We start from the raw sequence: 23,665 nt of genomic DNA, 5'->3' as shown, positions 1-23,665 counted from the left end.
CACAATCCGAATGGGTACAACCGGAAATGGAACCTGCTACGTCTTTTCTTCATCCGAAGGAATTAAAATTTGATGAAACAGTTGGTATTCACTTCGTTTTTACCCCCTTCACCGCATTCACCTTTTTCCATCAAATCCCTTATTCATAGGATATACAGGGTGAAAGACAGAAAGAGAATACGAACTGGGAAACCGATAATTGCAGCCCGGATGCCCACTGTCTCTGAGCACCGTCCTTACAGGCAGTGAAAACAATGCATAATATATACAAGAACCGTCTTCAAGGAACTTTTGCACAGTGCATAATTTCCGGAAGTGCCCTTCACCTTATACATCCGATAAATAAGGGATTTGATGGAAAAAGGTGAATGCGGTGAAGGGGGTAAAAACAAAGTGAAATCCGGTTATTTATACCGGATTTCAATAACAAAGCAGTCGGTCGTAATAATAATATTTCAAGACAAGCAACCTCTCTCCATAATAACAGCGTAACCAGTTAGTTCATGGATATATTAACCCATCAGCCAATTATTTATATTAACTTATAAATCTGATTTCCCGCCAGCAAAAACGCTCCCACACCGTATACCTCGGTCATATCACGTGTCACTTTTTTAGGATCAGCCCCGATAGGTTGTACATATCCCAACTTTCCATCCGTCTCAACAGCAGAGACCAAAGCTTTCCATCCTTTCTCCACGACAGGCAGATAGATATCCTTGTCGAGCAAGCCTTCATTTATCCCATAAGCCAGTGCATATACGATGAATCCGGTAGCACTGGTTTCCGGTGACGGGTAAGATGCCGGATCGAGCATACTGGCATGCCAGAAACCATCGGGACTCTGCAACTTCGCCGCACGTTCGGAAAGAGTAACGAACAGATCTTCATAAAATTTCCGGTTCTTGTCTTTCTTCGGAAAATCCTGAAGCATTTCCGCCAATCCTCCAAGTACCCAGCCGTTGCCACGCCCCCAGAATACTTTCGCACCATTGGCCTCCTTTTGGGTAAGATAACGGGAATCGCGATAAAACAGGCGTTCGTCTTTATCAAACAGAAGATCATAAGTGGCCTTATACTCCTTATTCATGAATTTGATAAATCTCTTATCTCCTGTCAGCACATAAAGCTTCACATATACGGGAGGTGCCATATAAAGTGCATCGCACCAAGTCCAGCGCTCCAGCGTCTCGCGCTTTTTATAATCCAGTTCCATCGGCCCGTCGGAAGGATGGTTAACGACCCATTCTGCACGTGCCTGTGTAGGATACAACATATTCCTATCTTTATATTTACAATATAAATCGACAAAGACCTGCCCTACAGCTATGTCATCAGCGTGATACATCCGCTTATCGGGTTGCCAGCCATAACGCCGTCCCAACTTTACCAGCCAGTCATAATAAGAAGTGTCGCCGGACTCTTTTTCCGCCAGTTCGGCCCAATCGAGCATGCCCATATACAATGCGGCATTGGTCCAGTCGAGCGGTCCGTGTTTTACATCTTTCTGGTGTGCAATCTGCCAATCGGCCACTTTCTTCATTACCTCTTTTACTTCTGACTTTTGAAACGGCAACTGCCCCGACATCGATAACGAGACCAACAAGGAGACGATAGAAAGGAAAAATCTGTTCATAGTAGTATCATTTTAGTGTTTTCAGGACAAAGGTAAACCTTTCCGGTATTTATGCAGGAATTTTCGTATAAAAATTCCTGCACCGGCAGATTTATGCCATTACCTCTTCGCCTTTTAGTGTAGCCGAACTGGACTCGGTAATTTTCACATTTACAAAGTCACCGATTTTATGCGTCCCTCGGTCGAACACCACCACACGATTCTGCTCCGTACGCCCAAAGAGCTGCTCGCGCGAACGTTTGGAAACGCCCTCTACCAACACCTCGTAAGTCTTCCCGATGCAACGTGCATTCGATTCGGCCGACAAACGGTTCTGCAAAGCGATAATCTCGTTGAGGCGGCGTATTTTTACCTCTTCAGGCACATTGTCTTCAAGATGCTTGGAAGCATATGTGCCGGGACGTTCGGAATATTTAAACATAAAAGCGGCATCATAACCACAAATTTCCATCAGAGAGAGAGACTCCTGATGATCTTCTTCCGTCTCCGAATGGAAACCGGAGAAAATATCGGTAGTCAACCCACAATCTGGAATTATACGTTTGATGGCATCCACGCGTTCCAGATACCACTCACGATTATACTTACGGTTCATCAGTTTCAAAATACGCGAACTTCCGCTCTGTACCGGCAGATGAATATGTTTGCAAACGTTAGGCATCTGTGCAATAACCTCCAGGGTTTCGTCACTCATATCCTTGGGATGCGAAGTCGTGAAACGGATTCTCACGCCCGGCGCCGCTTCGGCCACAATACGCAGGAGCATTGGAAAAGTAACCACTTCACCGTCCTGCTTTTCAAAACGATAAGAGTTTACATTTTGCCCTAAAAGGGTAATTTCCTTATAACCTTTTGTTACCAAATCCGCCACTTCATTGAGAATGCTTTCGACATCACGGCTACGCTCGCGGCCACGGGTATAAGGCACAATACAGTAGGTACAAAAATTATTGCAACCACGCATAATAGAAACGAAACCGGAAATATGATTCCCGCAAATACGCGAAGGAATCACATCACGATACGTCTCGGTAGTAGACAAATCTACATTAATGGCCTTCTCGCCGGCTTCCACCGAAGCCACCAGTTCAGGCAGAGTCAGATAGGCATCCGGTCCCACCACCAAATCGACATGATGATGCTCGATCAGATCGTCTTTCACACGTTCTGCCATGCAACCCAATACCCCAACAATCAGATTCTTCTTCTTTTTTTTCAATGAGTGGAAGAATTCCAGACGGTTCAAAATCTTCTGCTCCGCATTATCGCGGATAGAGCAAGTATTCATAAACACCGCATCCGCTTCATCCAATGATCCGGCCACGCCATATCCCGCCATCTGCATCACAGAAGCAATTACTTCACTGTCGGCCACGTTCATCTGGCAACCATACGTTTCAATAAACAACTTTTTGTTGTCATCGGCAGTTGCGGATTTAAAGTCCGCTCCCGTTAACTCGTTCATAATTTTATAATTTAAATTTTCCTTGCAAAGATACAGCTTCACACCCAATAAGCAGCAAATTGAAACAAAAATAACGCTTTAAGTTAGTATCTGAAGCCTAAATCTTTAATTTACGTTAAAGAAACAAACATTTTTTCACCTACCGCTTGGAGCTTTCTATTTTATTTCACACTTTTGTGCAATGAAAGAAACATTAGATTTTTTCATAGTTAAGGTTTAGGTTAAAAAAATTAAGGGGAGCTGTGAAGCTGCCCTTTTTTCATGCTAAAATGTTAGCTCTAATCAGATTAAATAACTACCTTTGGCGAACTATAATCCTAAAAAACGGACAACAATCCAAAAAGACAATGGAAGATGTAATGCAATTTCTCTTGGTGGCAGGCATTCTTGCTTTTGGAATTTTCAGACAGTTCAATAAAGAAAAAAACAAAAAGTCTGAAAAAGGAAATTCCATGCCTGCTCCGGAATACGAATATGAACCCGAATTCGAAGAACCTGTAATTATTGAAAAAACTTACGAGCAAGTAACAGCCTCCCCGAAACCACCCGTTTTTCAAGAAGGCACAAGAAATACCTATGCTCCTCCGTCACCACCCAAAACAAACAAAAAAGCGGAAACTTGCAAAAATGATTTTTCCATTCGTTCGGCAGAAGAGGCAAGGCGTGCCATCATCTGGTCGGAAATACTTCGAAGAAAATATTAATATAGATATTCTAACACGAAAAATATACGATTTTTATGGCACTTAATTTTATCTCGGCAGCAGAAGCTGCAAGCCTGGTTAAACATGGCTACAACATCGGCCTGAGCGGGTTTACTCCTGCAGGAACGGCCAAAGCCGTTACGGCGGAAATTGCAAAAATAGCAGAAGCGGAACATGCAAAAGGAAACCCTTACCAGATAGGTATTTTTACAGGTGCTTCTACCGGCGATTCTTGCGACGGTGTGCTGTCACGCGCTAAAGCAATTCGTTATCGCGCTCCATACACCACCAATTCCGATTTCCGCAAGGCTGTGAACAATGGCGAAATAGCTTACAATGACATCCATTTGTCACAAATGGCACAAGAAGTTCGTTACGGCTTCATGGGGAAGGTAAATGTTGCCATCATCGAAGCCTGTGAAGTGACTCCGGACGGAAAAATTTATCTGACTGCTGCCGGTGGCATTGCTCCTACCGTTTGTCGTCTGGCAGATAAAATCATCGTGGAGCTGAACAGCGCCCACAGCAAAAACATGATGGGAATGCACGATGTATACGAACCGCTCGATCCCCCTTATCGCCGCGAAATACCGATCTATAAACCCAGTGACCGAATCGGTACACCTTATATACAAGTAGACCCGAAGAAGATTATCGGCGTAGTGGAAACAAACTGGCCGGACGAAGCCCGTTCTTTTGCCGAAGCAGACCCGTTGACAGATAAAATCGGTCAGAACGTAGCCGATTTCTTAGCTGCCGACATGAAGCGTGGCATCATTCCATCTACTTTCCTTCCGTTGCAATCGGGGGTAGGCAATATAGCCAATGCAGTATTGGGAGCCCTCGGACGTGACAAAACGATTCCGGCTTTCGAAATGTACACCGAAGTGATTCAGAATTCCGTTATCGGATTGATCCGCGACGGTCGTGTTAAATTTGGTAGCGCCTGCTCGCTGACCGTTACCAATGACTGCCTGCAAGGTATCTATGATGATATGGATTTCTTCCGGGACAAGCTGGTTCTCCGCCCTTCAGAAATATCCAACAGTCCGGAAGTCGTTCGCCGCTTGGGTATCATTTCCATTAATACAGCTATCGAAACCGATATCTACGGCAATGTCAACTCTACCCACATCGGTGGTACAAAGATGATGAACGGTATAGGCGGTTCGGGAGATTTCACCCGCAATGCTTATATATCCATTTTCACCTGTCCGTCTGTTGCCAAAGAAGGCAAGATCAGTGCCATTGTTCCGATGGTATCTCATCTCGACCATAGTGAGCACTCTGTGAATATCGTTATCACCGAACAAGGAGTAGCCGACCTGCGTGGCAAGAGCCCGAAAGAACGTGCGCAAGCTATTATTGAAAACTGTGCTCATCCGGACTACAAACAAATTCTTTGGGATTATCTCAAATTGGCAGGCAACAAGGCACAGACTCCTCATTGTATTCAAGCATCGTTGGGTATGCATGCCGAACTATCTAAAAGTGGTGACATGAGAAACATAAATTGGGCAGAGTACACTAAATAACAGCGCCCGTTCAATAACATCATTTAAGAAACAACGACATAAATTCAAAGTTATAACAAGACGAATTTATGCCGTTGTTTTATTTTATATACTCCCCCTTCCCAATACATCTTCAATAATTCTTATTAGCGAAGTGACATTATAGGGCTATTTAATAAAATATTTAATCAAATGCTTGCATTATTATAATTTTATTATTTTATTTGTTCCCACATTAGATACATTATTAGCCAATTAATGATTTTAGCCCCTTGTTTGCCAAGGGTAATCCGGAAAAGCACATAGACACGTGTCCGGCTACTACTCCTTATTAGGAATACAGACAATTCCCGATAACCAAGATAAATAGCAGAATCCAAATAGAAAAACCAGAGAATATGAAAAGCAACAATCGTAGAGAATTTCTGAAGAAATCAGCATTGGCAAGTGCTGCCGCCATTACGTTACCGTCATGGTTGTCTTCCTGCAACTCCAAAAGAGAAGAAACGCCAACTGATGAAATCCGGAGCAGACTCATTGTCCCCAAAAACAATGCATTAAAAATAACCGGCACTTTCCTGGACGAGATATCCCATGACATCCCCCACCAAAATTGGGGAGAAAAAGAATGGGATGCTGACTTCCGGCATATGAAAGCAATTGGTATAGACACCGTCATCATGATCCGATCAGGATATCGTAAATTTATCACCTATCCCTCCGAATATCTGATCGGGCAAGGGTGCTACAAACCTTCAGTCGATCTATTGGATATGTATCTGAGACTGGCAGATAAATATGGCATGAAATTTTATTTCGGCCTGTATGACTCCGGAAAATATTGGGACACGAACGACCTTACCTGGGAAATAGAACACAACAAACATGTAATCGATGAGGTATGGAAAAACTATGGAGAGAAATACAAAAGCTTTCAAGGATGGTATATCAGTACGGAAATCAGCCGAAAGACCAAAGGGGCAATCGGAACATTTCATGCATTAGGAAAACAATGCAAAGATATATCGAATGGATTACCTACATTCATATCTCCATGGATCGATGGGAAAAAAGCCGTGCAGGCATCCAGCTCGATACTGACCAAGAAAGAATATGTTTCGGTAAAGGAACATGAAGAAGAGTGGGATGAAATTTTTGCCGGAATCAGTGACGTAGTAGACGCCTGCGCCTTCCAAGACGGTCAGATAGACTATAATGAACTCGACGCTTTCTTTGAAGTCAACAAAAGGCTGGCCGATAAATACGGGCTGAAATGCTGGACCAATGCCGAATCTTTCGACCGGGATATGCCGATCAAATTCTTCCCGATCAAATTCGACAAGTTACGGCTCAAGCTCGAAGCCGCCCAAAGAGCCGGATACGATAAAGCCATCACATTCGAATTTTCTCATTTTATGAGTCCGCAATCGGCCTATCTTCAGGCAGGCCATCTGTACAACCGCTATAAAGAATATTTTGATATTAAATAATATACGGAAATGAACGAATCAAAAACAAATATAGGATATATCCTATTTCTATCGATTGTAGCCGCCTTGGGAGGTTTCCTATTCGGATACGATACAGCGGTTATTTCGGGAACCATTGCACAAGTATCCCAACAGTTCGGATTAACCACCCTGCAAGAAGGATGGTATGTCGGTTGTGCATTGGTAGGTTCCATCGGGGGAGTTGCCTGCGCAGGAGTCCTTAGTGATAAAGCCGGCCGAAAGAATACCATGATCCTCTCGGCTATCCTGTTTTCCGCCTCTGCCATAGGATGCGCTTTATCAGCATCTTTTAACGAGTTGGTTGTATACCGTATCATCGGAGGAATCGGCATTGGGATCGTTTCCATTATTTCTCCGCTATATATATCCGAAGTATCGATTGCCCAGTATCGTGGACGATTGGTATCGCTATATCAATTAGCTATCACTGTCGGCTTTTTAGGTGCATACCTGGCCAATTACCAATTGATGTTGGGGGCAGAATCCGCCGCCCAGTCCGGTTATCCATGGATCGTTAAGATATTCTCAGATGAAATATGGAGAGGTATGTTAGGGCTCGAAACTGTTCCGGCATTACTCTTCTTCCTGATCATTTTCTTTATTCCCGAAAGTCCGCGCTGGCTGGTTCTTCGAAATAAGGACGTCGTAGCCGGTCGCATTCTGCAACGAATTTATGGCAGCAAGAATGAATCCGAAATACAGATAAATGCCATCCGCCAGGTCATCGGTAAAGAATCGAAATCAGAATGGGCCATGCTATTACAACCCGGCATACTCAAAGCTGTAATGATCGGAGTAGCCATCGCCATTTTAGGACAATTCATGGGAGTGAACGCAGTACTTTATTACGGACCGTCCATTTTCGAAAAAAGCGGTTTATCCAACGGCGATTCCCTTTTTTATCAGGTATTGGTAGGAACGGTTAATATGCTCACCACTGTATTAGCTCTGGTAATCATTGATAAAGTAGGGCGAAAAAAGCTGGTATATTACGGTGTATCGGGCATGATACTCTCGCTGATACTCATCGCATTCTATTTTATCAAAGGGGCAGAATTAGGAATACCGAGTATTGCATTACTTGTCTTCTTCTTAAGTTATATTTTCTGCTGTGCCATATCGATATGCGCAGTCATCTGGGTACTCCTTTCCGAAATGTATCCGATCAAAGTCCGGGGCCTGGCTATGTCCATTGCCGGCTTCTCACTCTGGATCGGAACATACCTTATCGGACAATTAACCCCCTGGATGTTGCAGACAATCACTCCGGCCGGTACTTTCCTGATTTTCGCAGGTATGTGCATCCCCTACATGCTGATTATATGGAAACTGGTTCCGGAAACAACCGGAAAAAGCCTTGAAGAAATCGAGAAGAATTGGATCAAGTAATCATCGGTCAACGGATGAAAGGTATATCGATAAATTATTGTTCACGTATGTATTCAAGCTCTGCGACAATAGGAAGATGATCGGACAGCAGCGACTGAACAGCTTGAGTTCTTATCAGCCTCCACCCCTTTTTAGGACGGGCGTAGATGTAATCAAGCTTCACTTCCGGATTCCAGGCAGGAAAAGTCGGAGCCGAGTCAGTAGCGTCAAACCAATTACGGGTCATTATATTCTTTATGACCCCGGAGTTGGGTTCCGCATTAAAATCTCCACCGATAATCACAGGATAAGGGGAACTTTTAAAATGATCGGTAATGCATTCTGCCTGCAATTCACGAGTCTTTTCATCCGTTACATCCAAATGGGTGGCTGCAAAGCAGATGGTATCTTTTTTCCCTACTTCGAACAGAGCTTCAAGAAGGACACGGGGTTCAATCTCCGGACGAGGATTGGGTAAAGCTATTTTAGTAACGTTTATATAAGGATATTTGGAAAGTATTCCTATTCCATAATAACCATTACTGAAATGAATGGTTTTCCCGTAAAGACCGAACATATTGGTTTTTCCCGCCAATTCGGAAAGCATGTCTTTGCCGTTCTGATGGGGAGCAAGTGACCGCTGAGTATTTACATCTACCTCCTCAAGCGCCACAAAGTCAGGGTGAAAAGCTTTAATATGTTCAGCCAATTGATCGATAGTTGCAAGTTCTCCGAATCTCAAGTTATAAGTCATGACTTTAAGTCTTAATGTATCTTGAGCATTTAGGTCTAAAGTAAATAAGAGAATAAAAATAAGAAATAAGTTTTTCATGGTACAATCTGTTTAGGCAACAAATATATCATTTATATTTTTTTTCAGTGACAAATATTGCGGTTTATTAACAAGAAAGAAAATATGAGCGGATAAACAGGCAATCACACTTTATGACAACCGGCCATATTGAAGATTAATACAATTTTAAAACTGCCGAAAAGTAAAAGTTAAAAAGAAAGAGAGAGCAAACAAAATCCGTTAACCCACTTGACTGTAACCGAAATAAATGGTATATTTGAAATATACAAAAGCAGAGGATAACCACACATCAATTTTTTCATGAGTAAACTGTATAATATAAACTCCTTCATTTCCGGTGATATGAAAGCCTTTGAATCACTATATAAAGCTTATGCAGGAAAGGTTTTCAATTATATAAATTCTTTTATATATGATCCGGATTTGGCAAAAGACATTACCCAGAACACATTTCTTCAATTATGGGAAGTGCGGTCACAACTTGACCCGAACGGTAATATCGAAGGATACATATATTCCATTTCCCGGAATCTGCTGTTCCGCGAAATACGCCGTTTAAATATCCTTAGGAATTATACCGATCGAATAAAGGAAGAGATAAAAGAAGCAGAAGAACCACAAATAGAAGAAAATCTTTCACGTGACATGATAGAACAACAAATTCTCGCATTATTGGCAGAACTTCCGGAAGCACGCCGCAGGATATTCTTGATGAGATGGAGTAATGGATTGTCCAACAAGGAAATAGCACAGAAGTTATCTATTTCCGAGAAGACGGTCTCTACCCAAATACATCGTACCATCCATTTCTTAAAATCCAAAATAGGCCCTATATTTATGGTCTTTTTAATCATTACTTCAACTAAATTCTAAAATATTTCATTTTCTTGTAATCCTTTTATGGGTGCTGTGGATATATATTATAAATAACCACAGAAAATGAATATAGAACGCATAAAACATTTAGTCACCAATCTGCTCACAGGCTCTTCCTCTACATCGGAACGCACCGAACTTGCCAAGTGGATAAATTCGGAAGACGCCGAACGAGCCAGCAGGGAAGCATGGAAAAATGCCTCTGAGAAGATTGACGATTCTCTCGAAGACGAGATGTGGAATGAAATACGGTCGAAGATAGAAGAAGCAACGCCTCAACCGGCCCCAACACTTACTATCCGACACAGGTCTTATTCTATTTCGAGAATTGCCGCTTCAATTGCCGTTATTCTATGTTCAGCTTTTGCTTCCTATCTGCTATACGATCATTTCACAGGACACAAGGATAAGATAGAAAGCAATATCTATACTTTCGAAGTAGAACCGGGACAAAAAGGAAGCATGCGTCTGGCAGACGGTACCATAGTACACTTGAATTCCGCATCGAAAATATCATTTGCAGGTAATTACAATTCCGAAGAACGAGTAGTAACGCTCAATGGTGAAGCCTATTTCGAAGTCGCTAAAAATCCGGATAAAAGATTCGTCGTAACATGCAACGGAGTGGAGATAGAAGCCTTAGGCACTGAATTCAATGTGAAAGCATATCCGGCCGACAGTGTTATCACTACGACTCTTGCCAAAGGGAAAGTGAAAGTTTTCAATAATGAACAAAGCGTAACGCTGCTTCCCAACGGAGTTGCCACTTACCATATGAAACAACAGACCATCCAATCATCAACAGTAGATGACATATCGGTTGCCAACTATTGGAGAACAGGACAACTTGTTTTCGAAGCCGAACCCCTATCTTCCATCGCCCGGACGATGGAAAGAATGTACAATGTAAAAATCTGCATTGACGACACCAAATTAAAAAACATGAAATTCACGGGAACAATCCAGAACAACTCATTAAACAATGTCCTGTATATAATGAGCCTGAGTTACCCGCTTACATATACAATGACCGACTCTGTCATAACCGTATCATCTCATAAAAATAAAATAACAATTGTAGACCAGAAAAAATCAAATTAGAAACAACAAAAACCTATGAAGAACTATCATTTAAAGATGCTCATATCGTCATGTGTGCTTGGGCTGCTATTGACTATAGCCCACCCGGCAAACGCACAGCATTCGGTTAATATTACGAACAAGACGATCGCTCAGGCAATCAAAGTCATTGAAGGGAATACCGGTTACAAGTTCTTTTACGCAGAGAACCTACCGGATTTCAACAAGAAAGTAAATTTTAAAATAGACAACAAATCTATTGAAACGATTCTTACCAGTCTCCTCAAAGACACGGAGATTGCATATGTTATCAAAAGTCCGAAACAAATCATCCTGTCGAAAAAAACATCTCAAATATCCGATCCGAAAGCGACATCCGGAACTTTTACAATCAGAGGACAAGTGAAAGGAAGTGACGGAGAACCGTTGATAGGCGCCTCTATCATATCGACCAACAACATAGGAACCATTACAGACTTAGACGGTAACTATGAATTGCAACTAACCCAACCCACCACATTGACGTATACGTATATAGGCTATACGCCGATAAAGGTAAAGGTCAGCAAATCCGAAACAAAGAATATAACCTTGGAAAGTTCCGATGTCATTCTTGACGATGTAGTAGTAGTGGGTTACGGTACACAAAAAAAAATAAACCTTACAGGATCCGTACAGAGCATAAATAGTGAAGACATCCTCAGACGTAATGTATCCACCGGTTCCGCCGCTCTACAAGGTGTTATTCCGGGACTTACCGCGATTCAGTCGTCCGGACAGCCGGGAGCAGACAATGCCTCTATCAAGATCAGAGGATTAGGATCTCTCAATTCGGCAACCTCTCCATTGGTATTAATCGATGGAGTGGAGGGGGACATGAACCGTATCGACTTAAACTCTGTAGAATCGATCACAGTACTAAAGGATGCAGCTTCTGCCTCTATCTATGGTTCACGAGCTTCAAACGGAGTGATACTTATTACTACCAAACGAGGCTCTGAGGGAAAAGTGAAACTGACATTCAACGGTTATGCCGGATTCAATACACCAACAACCCTGCCTACTCCTACAAGTGCCATAGAATATATGCAGGCAGTAGACGTGGCACGTGCCAACGCAGACCAAGCTCCGTTATACACCCAAACCATCGACATATACCAAAACGGCGGAGTAGATAATATCAATTATTACGACACAGACTGGCGTAACGAGGTGATTAAAGAATCAGCATTGATTCAGAACTACTCGCTCAGCATCAGTGGAGGAAATGATATAACCAAACTTTTCGCCACAGCCGGTTACTATGCACAGGACGGATTGATTGATAATAACAAATTTACACGGACCTCCTTACGTGTCAACACCGATACAAAAGTAAACAAGTGGATGAAGCTCGGAGTAGACATAGGAATACGGCAGTCAACGGCAAAATCACCAGTAATGGATACTGCCGCCAACATTATCGGTAAAGCATTGACAATGACCCCTATCATGTCCGGTATCAACGCCGATGGCACATGGGGATACGGCATTAACGGTACTAATCCCATCGCTATGGTACGGAACGGATGTGTAACGAACAGCACCGCCCCCGAATATACGGCAAGAACCACTCTATCCATCGATCCTTTCGACGGATTCAACATCTTCGGAGCCTATACATGGAAACGTGCAGATGGCGAAACCAACGCTTTTGTAAAACCTTACCAAGTATATGAAAATGGTGTATCCAAAGGAGAATTCCCGACTACCGGTTCATCCAAATCGGAGCAAAGAACAAAAACCGTTACCAAACAGTACAACCTGCAAGGTACTTATGAGAAAAATTTCCATAAGAACTACCTAAAAGCATTAGTCGGATTTCAAAGTGAAGAATTAAATTACAGCTATCTGTTGGCCGGTCGTAAGAATTATTATTATGACGGATACGAAGAACTGGTAAACGGAGATATCAGCACAGCCTCCAATTCAAGTTCCAAATATGCATGGGCCATGTTATCGTATTTCTTTAGAATAAACTATGCCTATGACGACCGATATTTACTGGAAGTCAACGGCCGGTATGACGGTACTTCAAGATTCAAGAAAGGACATCGTTGGGGGTTCTTCCCTTCGGTATCTGCCGGATGGAGAATATCCGAAGAAAACTTTTTTGAATCGGCAAAGAGCGTAGTAAGCAATCTGAAAATAAGAGCCTCTTATGGCGAACTGGGCAACCAGGCTATCAGTGGTTATTATCCTTACGCTTCCTCCATAGGCAGTGCAACGAGCTACGGATACTGGTTCGACAAAGAGTTGGCGACAGGTGTTGCACAAATACAGTTGGCGAACGAAGCCATCACTTGGGAAAAGTCGAAACAAATTAATACAGGTCTCGATCTCGGCCTGTTTAATAACCGTTTCAACGCAACTTTCGATTATTACATAAAAGACATCACCGACATGCTTCAACAGTTTCCTGTTCCATTATTCGTCGGTATGACCGCTCCATGGGAGAATGCCGGTTCGATGCGCAACAAGGGCTGGGAACTCTCATTAACCTGGCAAGACCGGGTGGGCAACTTAAACTATTACATCAAAGGAAATCTTTCCGATGTAAAAAATGAAGTAACCGATTTATATGGAAAAGAATATGTAGGTACTACAACGATTACCCAAGAAGGCGAACAATACAACTCATGGTACGGATATGTGGCCGACGGTTATTTTCAAAGCCGGGAAGAAATCAACAATTCTCCCGTATACGGTGGTAATCCCGACAATGTAAAACCGGGATATATAAAATATAAAGATATCAGTGGCCCGGAAGGAGTACCCGATGGAAAGATAGACAGTTACGACCGTACAATACTCGGAAACCCCACTCCCCGATATGAATTCGGACTGACATTGGGTGGTGACTGGAAAGGACTCGATTTTTCCTTGTTCTTCCAAGGAGTAGGTAAAAGAGACGTATATTATTCCGGTGCCGGCGCACGTGCTTTATCGGGCAATTATACGATTTACAAATACCAGTTAGATTACTGGACCGAAGACAATCCAAACGCCAAATTCCCGATATTGCTCGAAGATCCCAACGGGACAAATCCCAATAATATGATATCGAGTTTCTGGGTAAAAAGCGGGGCTTATTGCCGTTTGAAAAACATAGTGATAGGATACACATTGCCACAAAGATGGACACAGAAAGCCACCCTATCCAAAGTTAGAATCTATGCAAGCGCACAAAACCTGTTTACGGTAAAGAATAACTTCTACGAAGGTTTCGACCCGGAAAACAGCATCGGATCAGGTGCAAGCTGCTATCCGCTAAACAAGACATTTATATTCGGACTCAATGTAGAATTTTAATTCACCAGAAAGATGAAAAAGACATTATTATATAACTTAACTGCCACAGTTCTTACCGTCATAGGACTTTCCTCATGTGCCGATTTCCTCGACAAGGAGAACCCTGCATACGATGCCGAAGGATTCTATGCCACCGAAGCGGGATTAAAAGAGGGCGTTACAGGAATTTATTCCCTTTTGTATTTCGACATGAACTGGTCGGTACCCGCATGTATCGTTCTTGATCATTACACTGCATACGGACTCGAGCAAGACGAAAACAACTCGATCGGAGCAGGAGGAACACTGAACCCCGATAATGGTAAAATTCAAGCCTTCTGGACCGGAGAATATGCGATAGCCGCCCGCGCTAACTCTGTAATTTACGGTGCCAAAAATGCCGTTGCAGGGATGAGTGATGCAGCCCGGCAATATTATGCCGAAGCGCGTGTACTCAGAGCATATGCCTATTACAACCTCGTATCGGCATTTGGCGACGTACCTTTCTTTACGGCTCCCGTTACCATAGACGAATACCAATTGGGCCGTACCCCCAAAGGAGACATTATCGATTTTCTGATCGAAGACCTTAATGACGCCGCCGACTATCTTCCTTGGACCGGGACTGAACGGGGACGCGTAGATAAAGCCGTAGCATATGGTCTGATAGCCCGCATCGGCCTGTTCGGCGGAAGTTTCAATGTCAACAATAAAGGCAGCGAATATTTCAGAACGGCTGCGGATGCCGCCGAAAAAGTGATTGGAAAACGCAAATTGGCTACCAACTTCTCCGACCTGTTCAACTTAACCGGTCAGGCCAAAAGCGATGTCCGAAATGAACTGCTATGGGAATTGATGTATTCCACAAGCGGAACAAAAAAACTGCATACCGTAGGTTACGGGCATTCATCCCGTAATTATGGCTCATCAGTACGTTTCCCCAGTTCCTTAATCGTAGATACCTATGAATGCATCGACGGCAAACGTATCGACGAATCGGAACTTTATGATCCGAAACACCCCACACGAAACAGGGATCCCCGTTTCAATGCAACATTGGCCGGTCATGGCGACACCATAAATTATACCAATACCGACGGCAACAATCCATTGAAACTCGTTCTCAACATATACGATGATAAAACCCGGTTCTATCCTCGTAGAAATGCCTGGTATACTGCTCAGAATGTGGATGTAACCACCACCAGTCCATCGCTCGTCAACAATGGAGTAGGGTATTTATGGCGTAAATATGCCGATGAGAACACAGAACAACTGATGAGTTCTTCAAGCAATCTGATCTTGATGCGCTATGCCGAAATACTCCTTTCGTATGCCGAAGCCAAGATAGAACTCAACGAACTGGACGAATCGGTGTACTCTGCCATCAATGAAGTGCGCGGACGTGTCGGAATGCCGGATGTATCCACCGATCGAAAAGGAGATCAAACTAAAATGCGCCAATTGATACGCCGTGAACGCAAAGTCGAATTAGCACTTGAAGGATTACTGTTCGTCGACGTCCGCCGTTGGGGCATCAGTGATATGCTGAACGAGCATCCTTCTTACGGACAACCCAAAACCGACATCAGATACGAAGGGCTGGAAGCTACCGATATTCCCAATTTCAAAACGGACGAACGTCACGACCTGAACGATGTTCCTTCCTATGAAAGCTACAAAGATAAACTCAGGGTGCGCGATAAAAACAGATTCTGGGCTTCAAGATTTACATGGTGGCCTATTCCACGTCTTGAGACAGACCGTGATCCGAATCTGACCAATCCCGAATATTGAATCTAAATTTTGTAATACCAGTAATCTATTTAATATCATGATGAAAAGTTGTTTAATATCTATTCTTGTCTCTCTCGTAAGCTTTACTGCGGCGTGGGGCCAAGCCAGTGGTACGCAAGTGACCGAAACCGACTCGACCCTAACACTCCGGAACAGCAAAGTGAGAGTGGAATTTCCCAAAGGGGAAGCTTTCGACATCTCAAAGCTGACACTTAACGGAAAAGAATTAGTATTGAGCAAAGGATACAATACCGTTCCCTGGACGCTTACCTACAAAGGACCGCAAGGAGAAAACCCGGTACTTTTCCCCTCTCACGGCGAGTATGCCGGATGGGCAAAGACAACGAAGGACGGACATGTCGCCATTGCCTTCAAATGGAACATGCGGCTTACTTACCAAGATCTGGTTCCTGTAGTAATGACCGTTTCCCTTCCCGGCGATTCGGAACTCGCTTATTGGGATATTCAAGCGGGCACTCCGGATGGATGGCTGGTAAGTAATACGCAATTCCCCCGTATCACGGTAACCCGTCCCGATAAAGCCAAGTTGATCACCTCGGCAGGTTGGGGTGCAGAGTATAACCTAAGTAACCCGCAGGTATATACTTCCAGCTATCCCTCGGTGACCGGTTCCATGCAACTCCTGTTTCTTCACAACCCCGACGGATCAGTATATTATGCTACCGAGGACAGAGAAGCCTGCGGCAAAGATTTCAGAGCCGCAGTGGGCGATAAGAGCGTAACTCTCTTAACAGACATTGTAGCCTCCGAAGGATGGTCGGACCATACAAGCAAGACCTTTACCCTTCCGTGGCCGACAGTGATCGGATACTCCCATCTCGGATGGCAGGATGCAGCAACGAAATGGTATCGTCCTTTTACGTTTACCACCGAATGGGGAAGCAAACCGTTAGCATCGCGCAACATCCCTCAATGGCTCTTAGATACCGATACCTGGATCAGAGCCAAAGGAGTGAATGACACCGTACGGACAGCCGTAAACAAAGCCATCGATTTATATGGCAAAAACACCTTCGTGCACTGGTACTTCTGGCATCATCACCCTTATGACACTCACTATCCGGACTACTTCCCCGCAAAAACGGATTTTGCCGAGATGATAGCCGAAGTCCGGAAAAGAGGTTGCCACACCGTCCCTTATATCAACGGGCGGTTGTGGGATCCCGCAAGCGACAGTTATGCTGCCCTGAATGGTGCCTCAGCTTCATGCCGGAAACCGGACGGAACGCTCTATACCGAAATTTATCCCACATCCAAAGTACTGAACTCCGTCACCTGCCCCGCATCCAAACTGTGGCAAGGGATCATTACCGATCTTGTCATTAAAATCCAGAAAGAACTGAAAACCAATGGAGTTTATATTGACCAGATCGCTGCCGCCGCTCCCCAGCCTTGTTGGGCCACCAATCACGGACATGCCCGGGGCGGAGGTGACTACTGGCACAAATCTTACCGCCATCTGATGGATTCACTCCGCACCTATCACCTGGAACCGGGAAATATCTTAATCAGCGAAGAGAATGCAGAATGTTACATCGACATGTTCGATCTGTTGCTCACGGTCAATTCACCCCACAACGGTTGTAAGATAGTACCTTTGTTCCCAATGGTCTATTCCGACAGACTTATCACATCGGCATATACCTATTCGCCTACCGACAGAGTAAATCGTGGCGACTTCCTGTATCAGACCATGCAATGCTTTCTGTACGGTTCACAGTTGGGTTGGGTAGATCCTACGCTTTTAATGAAGGAGGAAGCCAAAAGAGAAGCCGACTTTTTAAAAACACTCTCGGTGCTTCGTAAAAAGCAACACGATGTTTTTGTAGGAGGAAGATATGTAAAGGAGATCATCCCGAAAGGGGATAATCCGATAACCGACGTTCACGGATTCGGCAAAATGAATGTGGTAGCCGGCTCCGAATGGATTTCTCCGAAAGGTCAAAGAGTGCAATATTACGTGAACATGGACAGCGTGGACCATGAAATAATATTGCCCGACAATAATAAAAAACGGACTGTAAAAGCCCTGCAAGGCATACGAATTAATTTATAGAATCATGAAAAACAGCTATTCTTTACTATTGTTTTTATTGAGTTGCATCCCGTTCGGCTCTTTTGCTTCCACCACCTGGAAATTGCAAAACGTCGAATATCGTGTAGATACATTGTCGCATGTAGTGATAGGCCCCGGTACCACCCAGACAACTTTGATGCTGGAAGGTCCGGTGAAGCTGCGTGTATTCTATACAACCACGGACATGACCAATCCGAATGTGAACTTGAAATTGATAATGGGAAAGGATAATCTGACAAGCAATGTAACCGTACCGAACATGCCGGCATCCCATAATGATCCGGAAAACATCTATTTTGCTGGTGTAAATGCCGACTTCATTGGTGGTATGGGGCCTGTCGGTACTACGGCTGCGAACGGAGAGATGTATAAAAGTTATAAGGGGACCGGATGGTATGCAATAGGTATTGACAAAGATAAAAAACTTCATTCCGGTGCTCCTTATACTACTTTCAAATTAGTCTCGCCAAACGCCGGACAGGCTTCCATCAAAGCCGTTAATGCCGTACGCAGTGACAATGAGATGATATTGTATACTTCTCGTAAAGGCAGCACTACGGGTACCAAAGGGGCAGGAGTAGAGGTTGGTGCCGTAGCTGTCGACGGCCCGTTGAAATCAGAAGGAACTACCCGGATGCGCGTAACGGTTGCACCGGTAAAAGATGTCGGCAATATGGCGATTCCGGAAAATGGGTTCGTACTTTCCGGAACAGGATTTACGACCAATACACTGACCAAGATGCAACTTGGCGAGGAGTTCGAAGTTACCCCGACCATTTATTTCGATAATGTGGCAACAACAGACATCACAGACATGTGTGGCGGATGCCCGATGCTACTTCAAGAGGGAAAGATTCTTGAAACACAAGGTTCCCTGGATCACCTGGTCAATCGTGAGCCTCGTACGGCAATAGGTTACAACACTGATGGAACAAAGGTAATACTACTTGTTGTCGACGGTCGTCAACCGGGAGTATCGGTCGGTGTACCCTCTAAAGATCTGGCTGCAATACTGCTCAATCTGGGGTGTACGGAAGCGCTGAACTTTGATGGAGGAGGTTCCTCTACCCTGTATGTCAAGGAACTGGGCGTTATCAACACGCCGAGTGAAGGAAGCCTGAGAGCTGTAAAAAACGGCCTTTTCATTACAACTCCTGTCACTACAGATAAGGAAATAGCTCAAATCCGCTTTGCCGATTATGCGAAAAAAGCGGAACAGAACAGTTACTACTCTCCAGTGATATACGGCTACAACGCACAAGGATTGCTCATCGATACAAACGTGAAAGGAATAACTCTTTCCTGCAGTACCGAATTGGGAGAAGTACAAGAAAACGGTACTACCGTATTATGTAGCGGTGCAGGTACTCACCCCCTAACTGCTTCATTAGGTGAATTGACCACAACTTTACTTGTTACCGTAAACGGTTCCGGCACAGGAATCGTTTCAACCGCCACCGGCTCTATCAATGTATATCCCAATCCTGCAAGAACAGGAGACCAGGTCTATATCGATTTCAACGGAAGCGGTACTGTCTGCATCTACAGTACCACCGGGCGGTTGATCCATCGTTTCGAATACAAGAAAAACGGCAATACACCGACAGTACTGCCCACAGAATCGTTGACCCCAGGTTTTTATATAATCACCTTATCAGATAAAACATTCAACAGGATAGCTAAATTAATGATACAATGACAAAAAACAAAATCAAAATAATTTCTATTGTTCAACTTAAATTTCAAAAATGATGAAAAAACAATTACTTACAGCAACGATCATGCTAACCGGCATGTTCGTTTTGACTCCTTCTATTGCAGATGCGAAGTCTTCTATGGATTCAAATCTTAAGTTGCTATGGATGAATACAGACGTCGCTCCATTACACACAAGTGCACGTCAAGGATTCGGTATGAATGGAAAATTCTATCTCCAAAACAAAGACACCAAACAAATTGAGGTATGGGATGAAACCGGGAAAATAACAGACATCCCTTCCGGAGAAGGAACCAATATTACATTTGACGATGCGGGAAACATCATTGTGCGTATTGGAACTTTTAACACCAATTATGTCAGTACCCGAAACGAACTGAGAATTATTCCTGCAGATGGTTCAGACGTAATAGATATTCCATTAAGCGGAATTACACCGGGGCGTCTCGACTTTTGGGGACATGTCAGAGGTAACGTACTCGACAAAACGACTGGCGGTCTCCTGTATATGGGTACAGCATGGTATCCTCAACTGATTGAAATACCAATCATAAACGGCCAACAAGACGTAGCCAATACGTACACCTATACTTATGAAAGCCCATTCGGAGTATCGGGAAATTTTGCTACCACCACGATAATATCCAGTTGGGAAAATGGCGAAGACTTAGCTATTCTGAGTCCATTATATAATAAAACAAATTGTAACTCCATCCAAAAGTTAGCGTTAGATGATGACGGTAACTGGTCACATGAGTCTTACTATATAACTCCCCGCCATAGCGGATGTGCAGGGTTCTACATCTTCAAGTTAGGAGGTAAAGACTACATCGTATATCCTTCCGGCGATAACAATGCCGACGGCTTCACCGTATCCAAATTGGCTACTAAAGCTACATCTGAAATAGAAGACAGTGATGCAGATGTAAGAATAGCAACCAAGTATTCGGAACAAAAAGATGATGGTAATCCTATGTATACAAACAATGCTTTTTATGGAAATCATCTGACAGCAGAAGCTGTCAGCGAAACCGAAGCCTATATTTATCAGTATTATCCTAACGGATACATTGCAAAATATTCATTCACAGTTGGTACAGATACCGGTGTTGAAAAAACAGAAACTCCTAAAGCAACCGTTATCGGTGGTACCGGAGAAATTACAATTGAAGGTGAACCTGCTTCTATCGAAGTCTATACCATAAGCGGTATTCTCATCAGCCGTAATGAGAATAACGTGAAATGTATTCCGGGAACATATATTGTCAAAACCGATAACAATGCAACCAAAGTAATAGTCAAATAAAAGGTTTTTATTTCAAGAGCCTGTTCAAATTCCGACCGGTATCATCCGAAAGTAAATTCAGACAGGCTCTTTCTACATTTTCATAAAAATAGCACCAGTTACATAGAACAAATCAAGACATTTACCACACCATGCACAAGGCCATCATACCCCTTTTATATGTACTCATCTTTTCTGTCAGCAATCTCTTTGCCGGCAACGGCAGTAAGCCACACTACAACGATAAAGACATCAATCATATTGTCAGCCAACTCACTCTGGAACAAAAAGCCCGGCTTTTAGTAGGATGTCCGGGTAGTGATAAAGGAGTCAGCCATATAGTTGCAGGATCTGCAGGATATACTTTTCCGATCGATTCCCTGGATATTCCCTCCATCAATCTGGCAGATGGTCCGGTAGGAGTACGAATCACTCCTGTCCTACCAAACAAACCGTATACTTCTTATTGCACCTGTTTCCCCTCGACCACAGCACTGGCCGCCACTTGGAACAAGGACATAGCCCGGCTGGAAGGTAATGCAATCGGTGATGAGGCTCTGGCCTACGGTGTCGACATCGTACTCACACCGGGCATCAATATTATGCGCAACCCTCTTTGCGGACGCAATTTCGAATATTTCTCCGAAGATCCCTATCTTTCCGGTATAATGGGCGCAGCCATGATCAACGGAATCCAGGACAAAGGAATCGGAGCGAGCCTGAAACATTTTATTGCCAACAATCAGCAAACAGGTAAACTCTACAACGATGCACGCATCTCCCAACGTGCCATCCGTGAGATTTATCTCAAAGGATTCGAAATATGTATCAAAAACTCCGATCCGTGGACCGTGATGGGTTCTTACAATAAAATAGGAGGGCAATATACACAAGCCAATCCGGAACTGCTCCGGACGATTCTCCGGAACGAATGGAATTATAACGGTCTGATTGTAACCGATTGGTATAAAAAACGGGATACTGCCGACCAACTCAATGGCGGAACGGACCTAATGATGCCGGGAGAACAATCTCAGGTAGATGAAATAATAGCCGGAGTAAAAAACGGCCGGATCAGCGAAACCACTCTAAACAAAAGTGTGAAGTACGTATTGAAACTCATTTCCAAATCCATCTCTAACAAAGGATGGGAATATAATGAAGCTCCCGACCTTGCTGCAAATGCAGCATTGGCACGCCGTATCGCTACCGAAGGAATGGTGCTCCTGAAAAACGACCGTTCCTTTCTCCCCATATCCCAAGGCGCGAAAATAGCTTTGTTCGGTGCCACTGCATACAAGTCCATTGCCGGAGGTACCGGATCTTCCAACGTAAACAAAGCTCATATCACAGATATATCTACCGGACTCGAAAAGGGCGGTTATACACTAAGCAACAGATTGAAAGGACTCTATACAAAATTCGTGGAATTTCAGAATGACCTTCTCGACAAACATCCGGAAAGCACCGACTGGGAGAAACTATCATACAACCGGACGGTAATCGCCGAAATGGATCTGTCAAAAGCGGAAAGCATTATCGGGCAGGAAGCTAAAAATTCCGACATCGCACTCATCGTCATCGGCAGGGGTTCCGGCGAAGAGTCCGACCGCAGACTGGAAGGTGACTTTTACCTTACGCCCGAAGAAAAATTCATGATTGAAAACGTATCTTCCCAATTTCACGCTGCAGGAAAAAAGGTAGCGGTGGTAATGAACGTTTGCGGGGTCATGGAGATGAACTCCTGGAAGGATGAACCGGATGCCATACTGCTGGCTTGGTTTCCGGGACAGGAGTGCGGAGATGCCATAGCAGATGTAATCAGCGGAAAAGCAAATCCTTCCGGCAAACTTCCGATGACTTTCCCGATAGACTACTTCGACATTCCTTCCTCCAGAAACTTCCCGATGGTGGGAGAGACCAAAAGCGGCAAAAACTTCGATTATACTAATTACGAAGAAGATATCTGGGTAGGCTACCGCTACTTCAATACGGCCAATAAAGCCATCGTCTATCCTTTCGGATACGGATTGTCGTATACGAATTTCTCTTTCGGCAAACCGAAGCTCGAAAGAAAGAACGAAAAATGGGTAGCGACCATCCAGATAACCAATACAGGAAACCTATCCGGAAAAGAGACCGTACAATTATACATTTCCGCCCCGCAGACTTCCATCCAAAAACCAAGTGTAGAGCTAAAAACTTTCGGAAAAACACGGGAATTAAAGCCGGGGGAAAGCGAAACGGTAAAACTTGAATTTACCGATTACGATCTGGCCTCATTTGATGAAGCCAACTCGCAATGGCTTACATCCAAAGGGGAATATACGCTCTCTTTCGGCGCGTCAAGCAAGGATTTCAGAGCTACGCTTCCTCTCAACATCAGCAAAAATAGAACCTGGAAAGTAAACAATGTACTTCGCCCGGTAGAGAAAATAAACGTCATGAAATTTCCCTTAAAATAACCGGA

15 protein-coding genes are annotated in these 23,665 nt (G+C 43.8%); 12 read left to right on the top strand and 3 right to left on the bottom strand.

What is annotated here, in order from left to right:
- Nucleotides 1-532 precede the first annotated feature (532 nt).
- On the bottom strand, nucleotides 533-1,636 hold the full coding sequence (locus RB604_RS04240; protein ID WP_055293938.1) for a glycoside hydrolase family 88/105 protein: 1,104 nt from the start codon (nucleotides 1,634-1,636) through the stop codon (nucleotides 533-535).
- 91 nt (nucleotides 1,637-1,727) lie between these two features.
- Nucleotides 1,728-3,101 (bottom strand): tRNA (N6-isopentenyl adenosine(37)-C2)-methylthiotransferase MiaB, encoded by a 1,374-nt coding sequence (miaB, locus tag RB604_RS04235; protein WP_007479543.1) that lies wholly within the window; start codon nucleotides 3,099-3,101, stop codon nucleotides 1,728-1,730.
- Nucleotides 3,102-3,448: 347 nt separating this feature from the next.
- On the opposite strand from miaB, the gene RB604_RS04230 reads away from it, so the two are divergent.
- The 4 genes from RB604_RS04230 (at nucleotide 3,449) to RB604_RS04215 (ending at nucleotide 8,219) form a co-directional block, all read left to right on the top strand.
- Complete coding sequence (locus tag RB604_RS04230) at nucleotides 3,449-3,805, top strand: hypothetical protein (protein WP_224203611.1); 357 nt, start codon at nucleotides 3,449-3,451, stop codon at nucleotides 3,803-3,805.
- 35 nt (nucleotides 3,806-3,840) lie between these two features.
- Nucleotides 3,841-5,340, top strand: a complete 1,500-nt coding sequence (locus RB604_RS04225) for a butyryl-CoA:acetate CoA transferase (protein WP_005927971.1) — start codon at nucleotides 3,841-3,843, stop codon at nucleotides 5,338-5,340.
- A gap of 377 nt (nucleotides 5,341-5,717) precedes the next feature.
- A complete protein-coding gene (locus RB604_RS04220; RefSeq protein WP_005927974.1) occupies nucleotides 5,718-6,809 on the top strand; it encodes a DUF4434 domain-containing protein in 1,092 nt (363 codons plus the stop codon).
- 9 nt (nucleotides 6,810-6,818) lie between these two features.
- On the top strand, nucleotides 6,819-8,219 hold the full coding sequence (locus RB604_RS04215) for a sugar porter family MFS transporter (RefSeq protein ID WP_055293936.1): 1,401 nt from the start codon (nucleotides 6,819-6,821) through the stop codon (nucleotides 8,217-8,219).
- A gap of 34 nt (nucleotides 8,220-8,253) precedes the next feature.
- Here RB604_RS04215 and RB604_RS04210 read toward each other — a convergent pair whose 3' ends face one another.
- A complete protein-coding gene (locus RB604_RS04210; protein WP_005927981.1) occupies nucleotides 8,254-9,030 on the bottom strand; it encodes an endonuclease/exonuclease/phosphatase family protein in 777 nt (258 codons plus the stop codon).
- A gap of 282 nt (nucleotides 9,031-9,312) precedes the next feature.
- Between RB604_RS04210 and RB604_RS04205 the strand changes: the two genes are divergently transcribed.
- The 8 genes from RB604_RS04205 (at nucleotide 9,313) to RB604_RS04170 (ending at nucleotide 23,660) form a co-directional block, all read left to right on the top strand.
- The gene (locus RB604_RS04205) at nucleotides 9,313-9,885 is read left to right on the top strand and encodes an RNA polymerase sigma factor (RefSeq protein ID WP_005927984.1); all 573 of its coding nucleotides are present in this window, start codon (nucleotides 9,313-9,315) and stop codon (nucleotides 9,883-9,885) included.
- 66 nt (nucleotides 9,886-9,951) lie between these two features.
- Nucleotides 9,952-10,989, top strand: a complete 1,038-nt coding sequence (locus tag RB604_RS04200) for a FecR family protein (RefSeq protein WP_055293934.1) — start codon at nucleotides 9,952-9,954, stop codon at nucleotides 10,987-10,989.
- A 15-nt stretch (nucleotides 10,990-11,004) separates the two neighbouring features.
- Complete coding sequence (locus RB604_RS04195) at nucleotides 11,005-14,319, top strand: TonB-dependent receptor (protein WP_055293932.1); 3,315 nt, start codon at nucleotides 11,005-11,007, stop codon at nucleotides 14,317-14,319.
- Nucleotides 14,320-14,331: 12 nt separating this feature from the next.
- Nucleotides 14,332-16,095, top strand: a complete 1,764-nt coding sequence (locus RB604_RS04190; RefSeq protein WP_055293930.1) for a RagB/SusD family nutrient uptake outer membrane protein — start codon at nucleotides 14,332-14,334, stop codon at nucleotides 16,093-16,095.
- Between the two features lie 37 nt (nucleotides 16,096-16,132).
- Nucleotides 16,133-18,172: a DUF6259 domain-containing protein gene (locus RB604_RS04185; protein WP_055293928.1), complete on the top strand. Its 2,040-nt coding sequence runs from the start codon at nucleotides 16,133-16,135 to the stop codon at nucleotides 18,170-18,172.
- Between the two features lie 4 nt (nucleotides 18,173-18,176).
- Complete coding sequence (locus tag RB604_RS04180) at nucleotides 18,177-19,892, top strand: phosphodiester glycosidase family protein (protein ID WP_055293926.1); 1,716 nt, start codon at nucleotides 18,177-18,179, stop codon at nucleotides 19,890-19,892.
- Between the two features lie 49 nt (nucleotides 19,893-19,941).
- Nucleotides 19,942-21,216, top strand: coding sequence for a hypothetical protein (locus RB604_RS04175; RefSeq protein WP_224203606.1), 1,275 nt, complete (start codon nucleotides 19,942-19,944; stop codon nucleotides 21,214-21,216).
- Nucleotides 21,217-21,347: 131 nt separating this feature from the next.
- Nucleotides 21,348-23,660, top strand: a complete 2,313-nt coding sequence (locus tag RB604_RS04170; RefSeq protein WP_055293924.1) for a beta-glucosidase — start codon at nucleotides 21,348-21,350, stop codon at nucleotides 23,658-23,660.
- The last annotated feature ends 5 nt before the right edge of the window (nucleotides 23,661-23,665 follow it).

This window comes from Bacteroides salyersiae, assembly GCF_031172035.1.
GTDB lineage: Bacteria > Bacteroidota > Bacteroidia > Bacteroidales > Bacteroidaceae > Bacteroides > Bacteroides salyersiae.
Note: the sequence above shows the minus strand (reverse complement) of the source record. Positions and strands in the feature narration are given on the sequence as shown.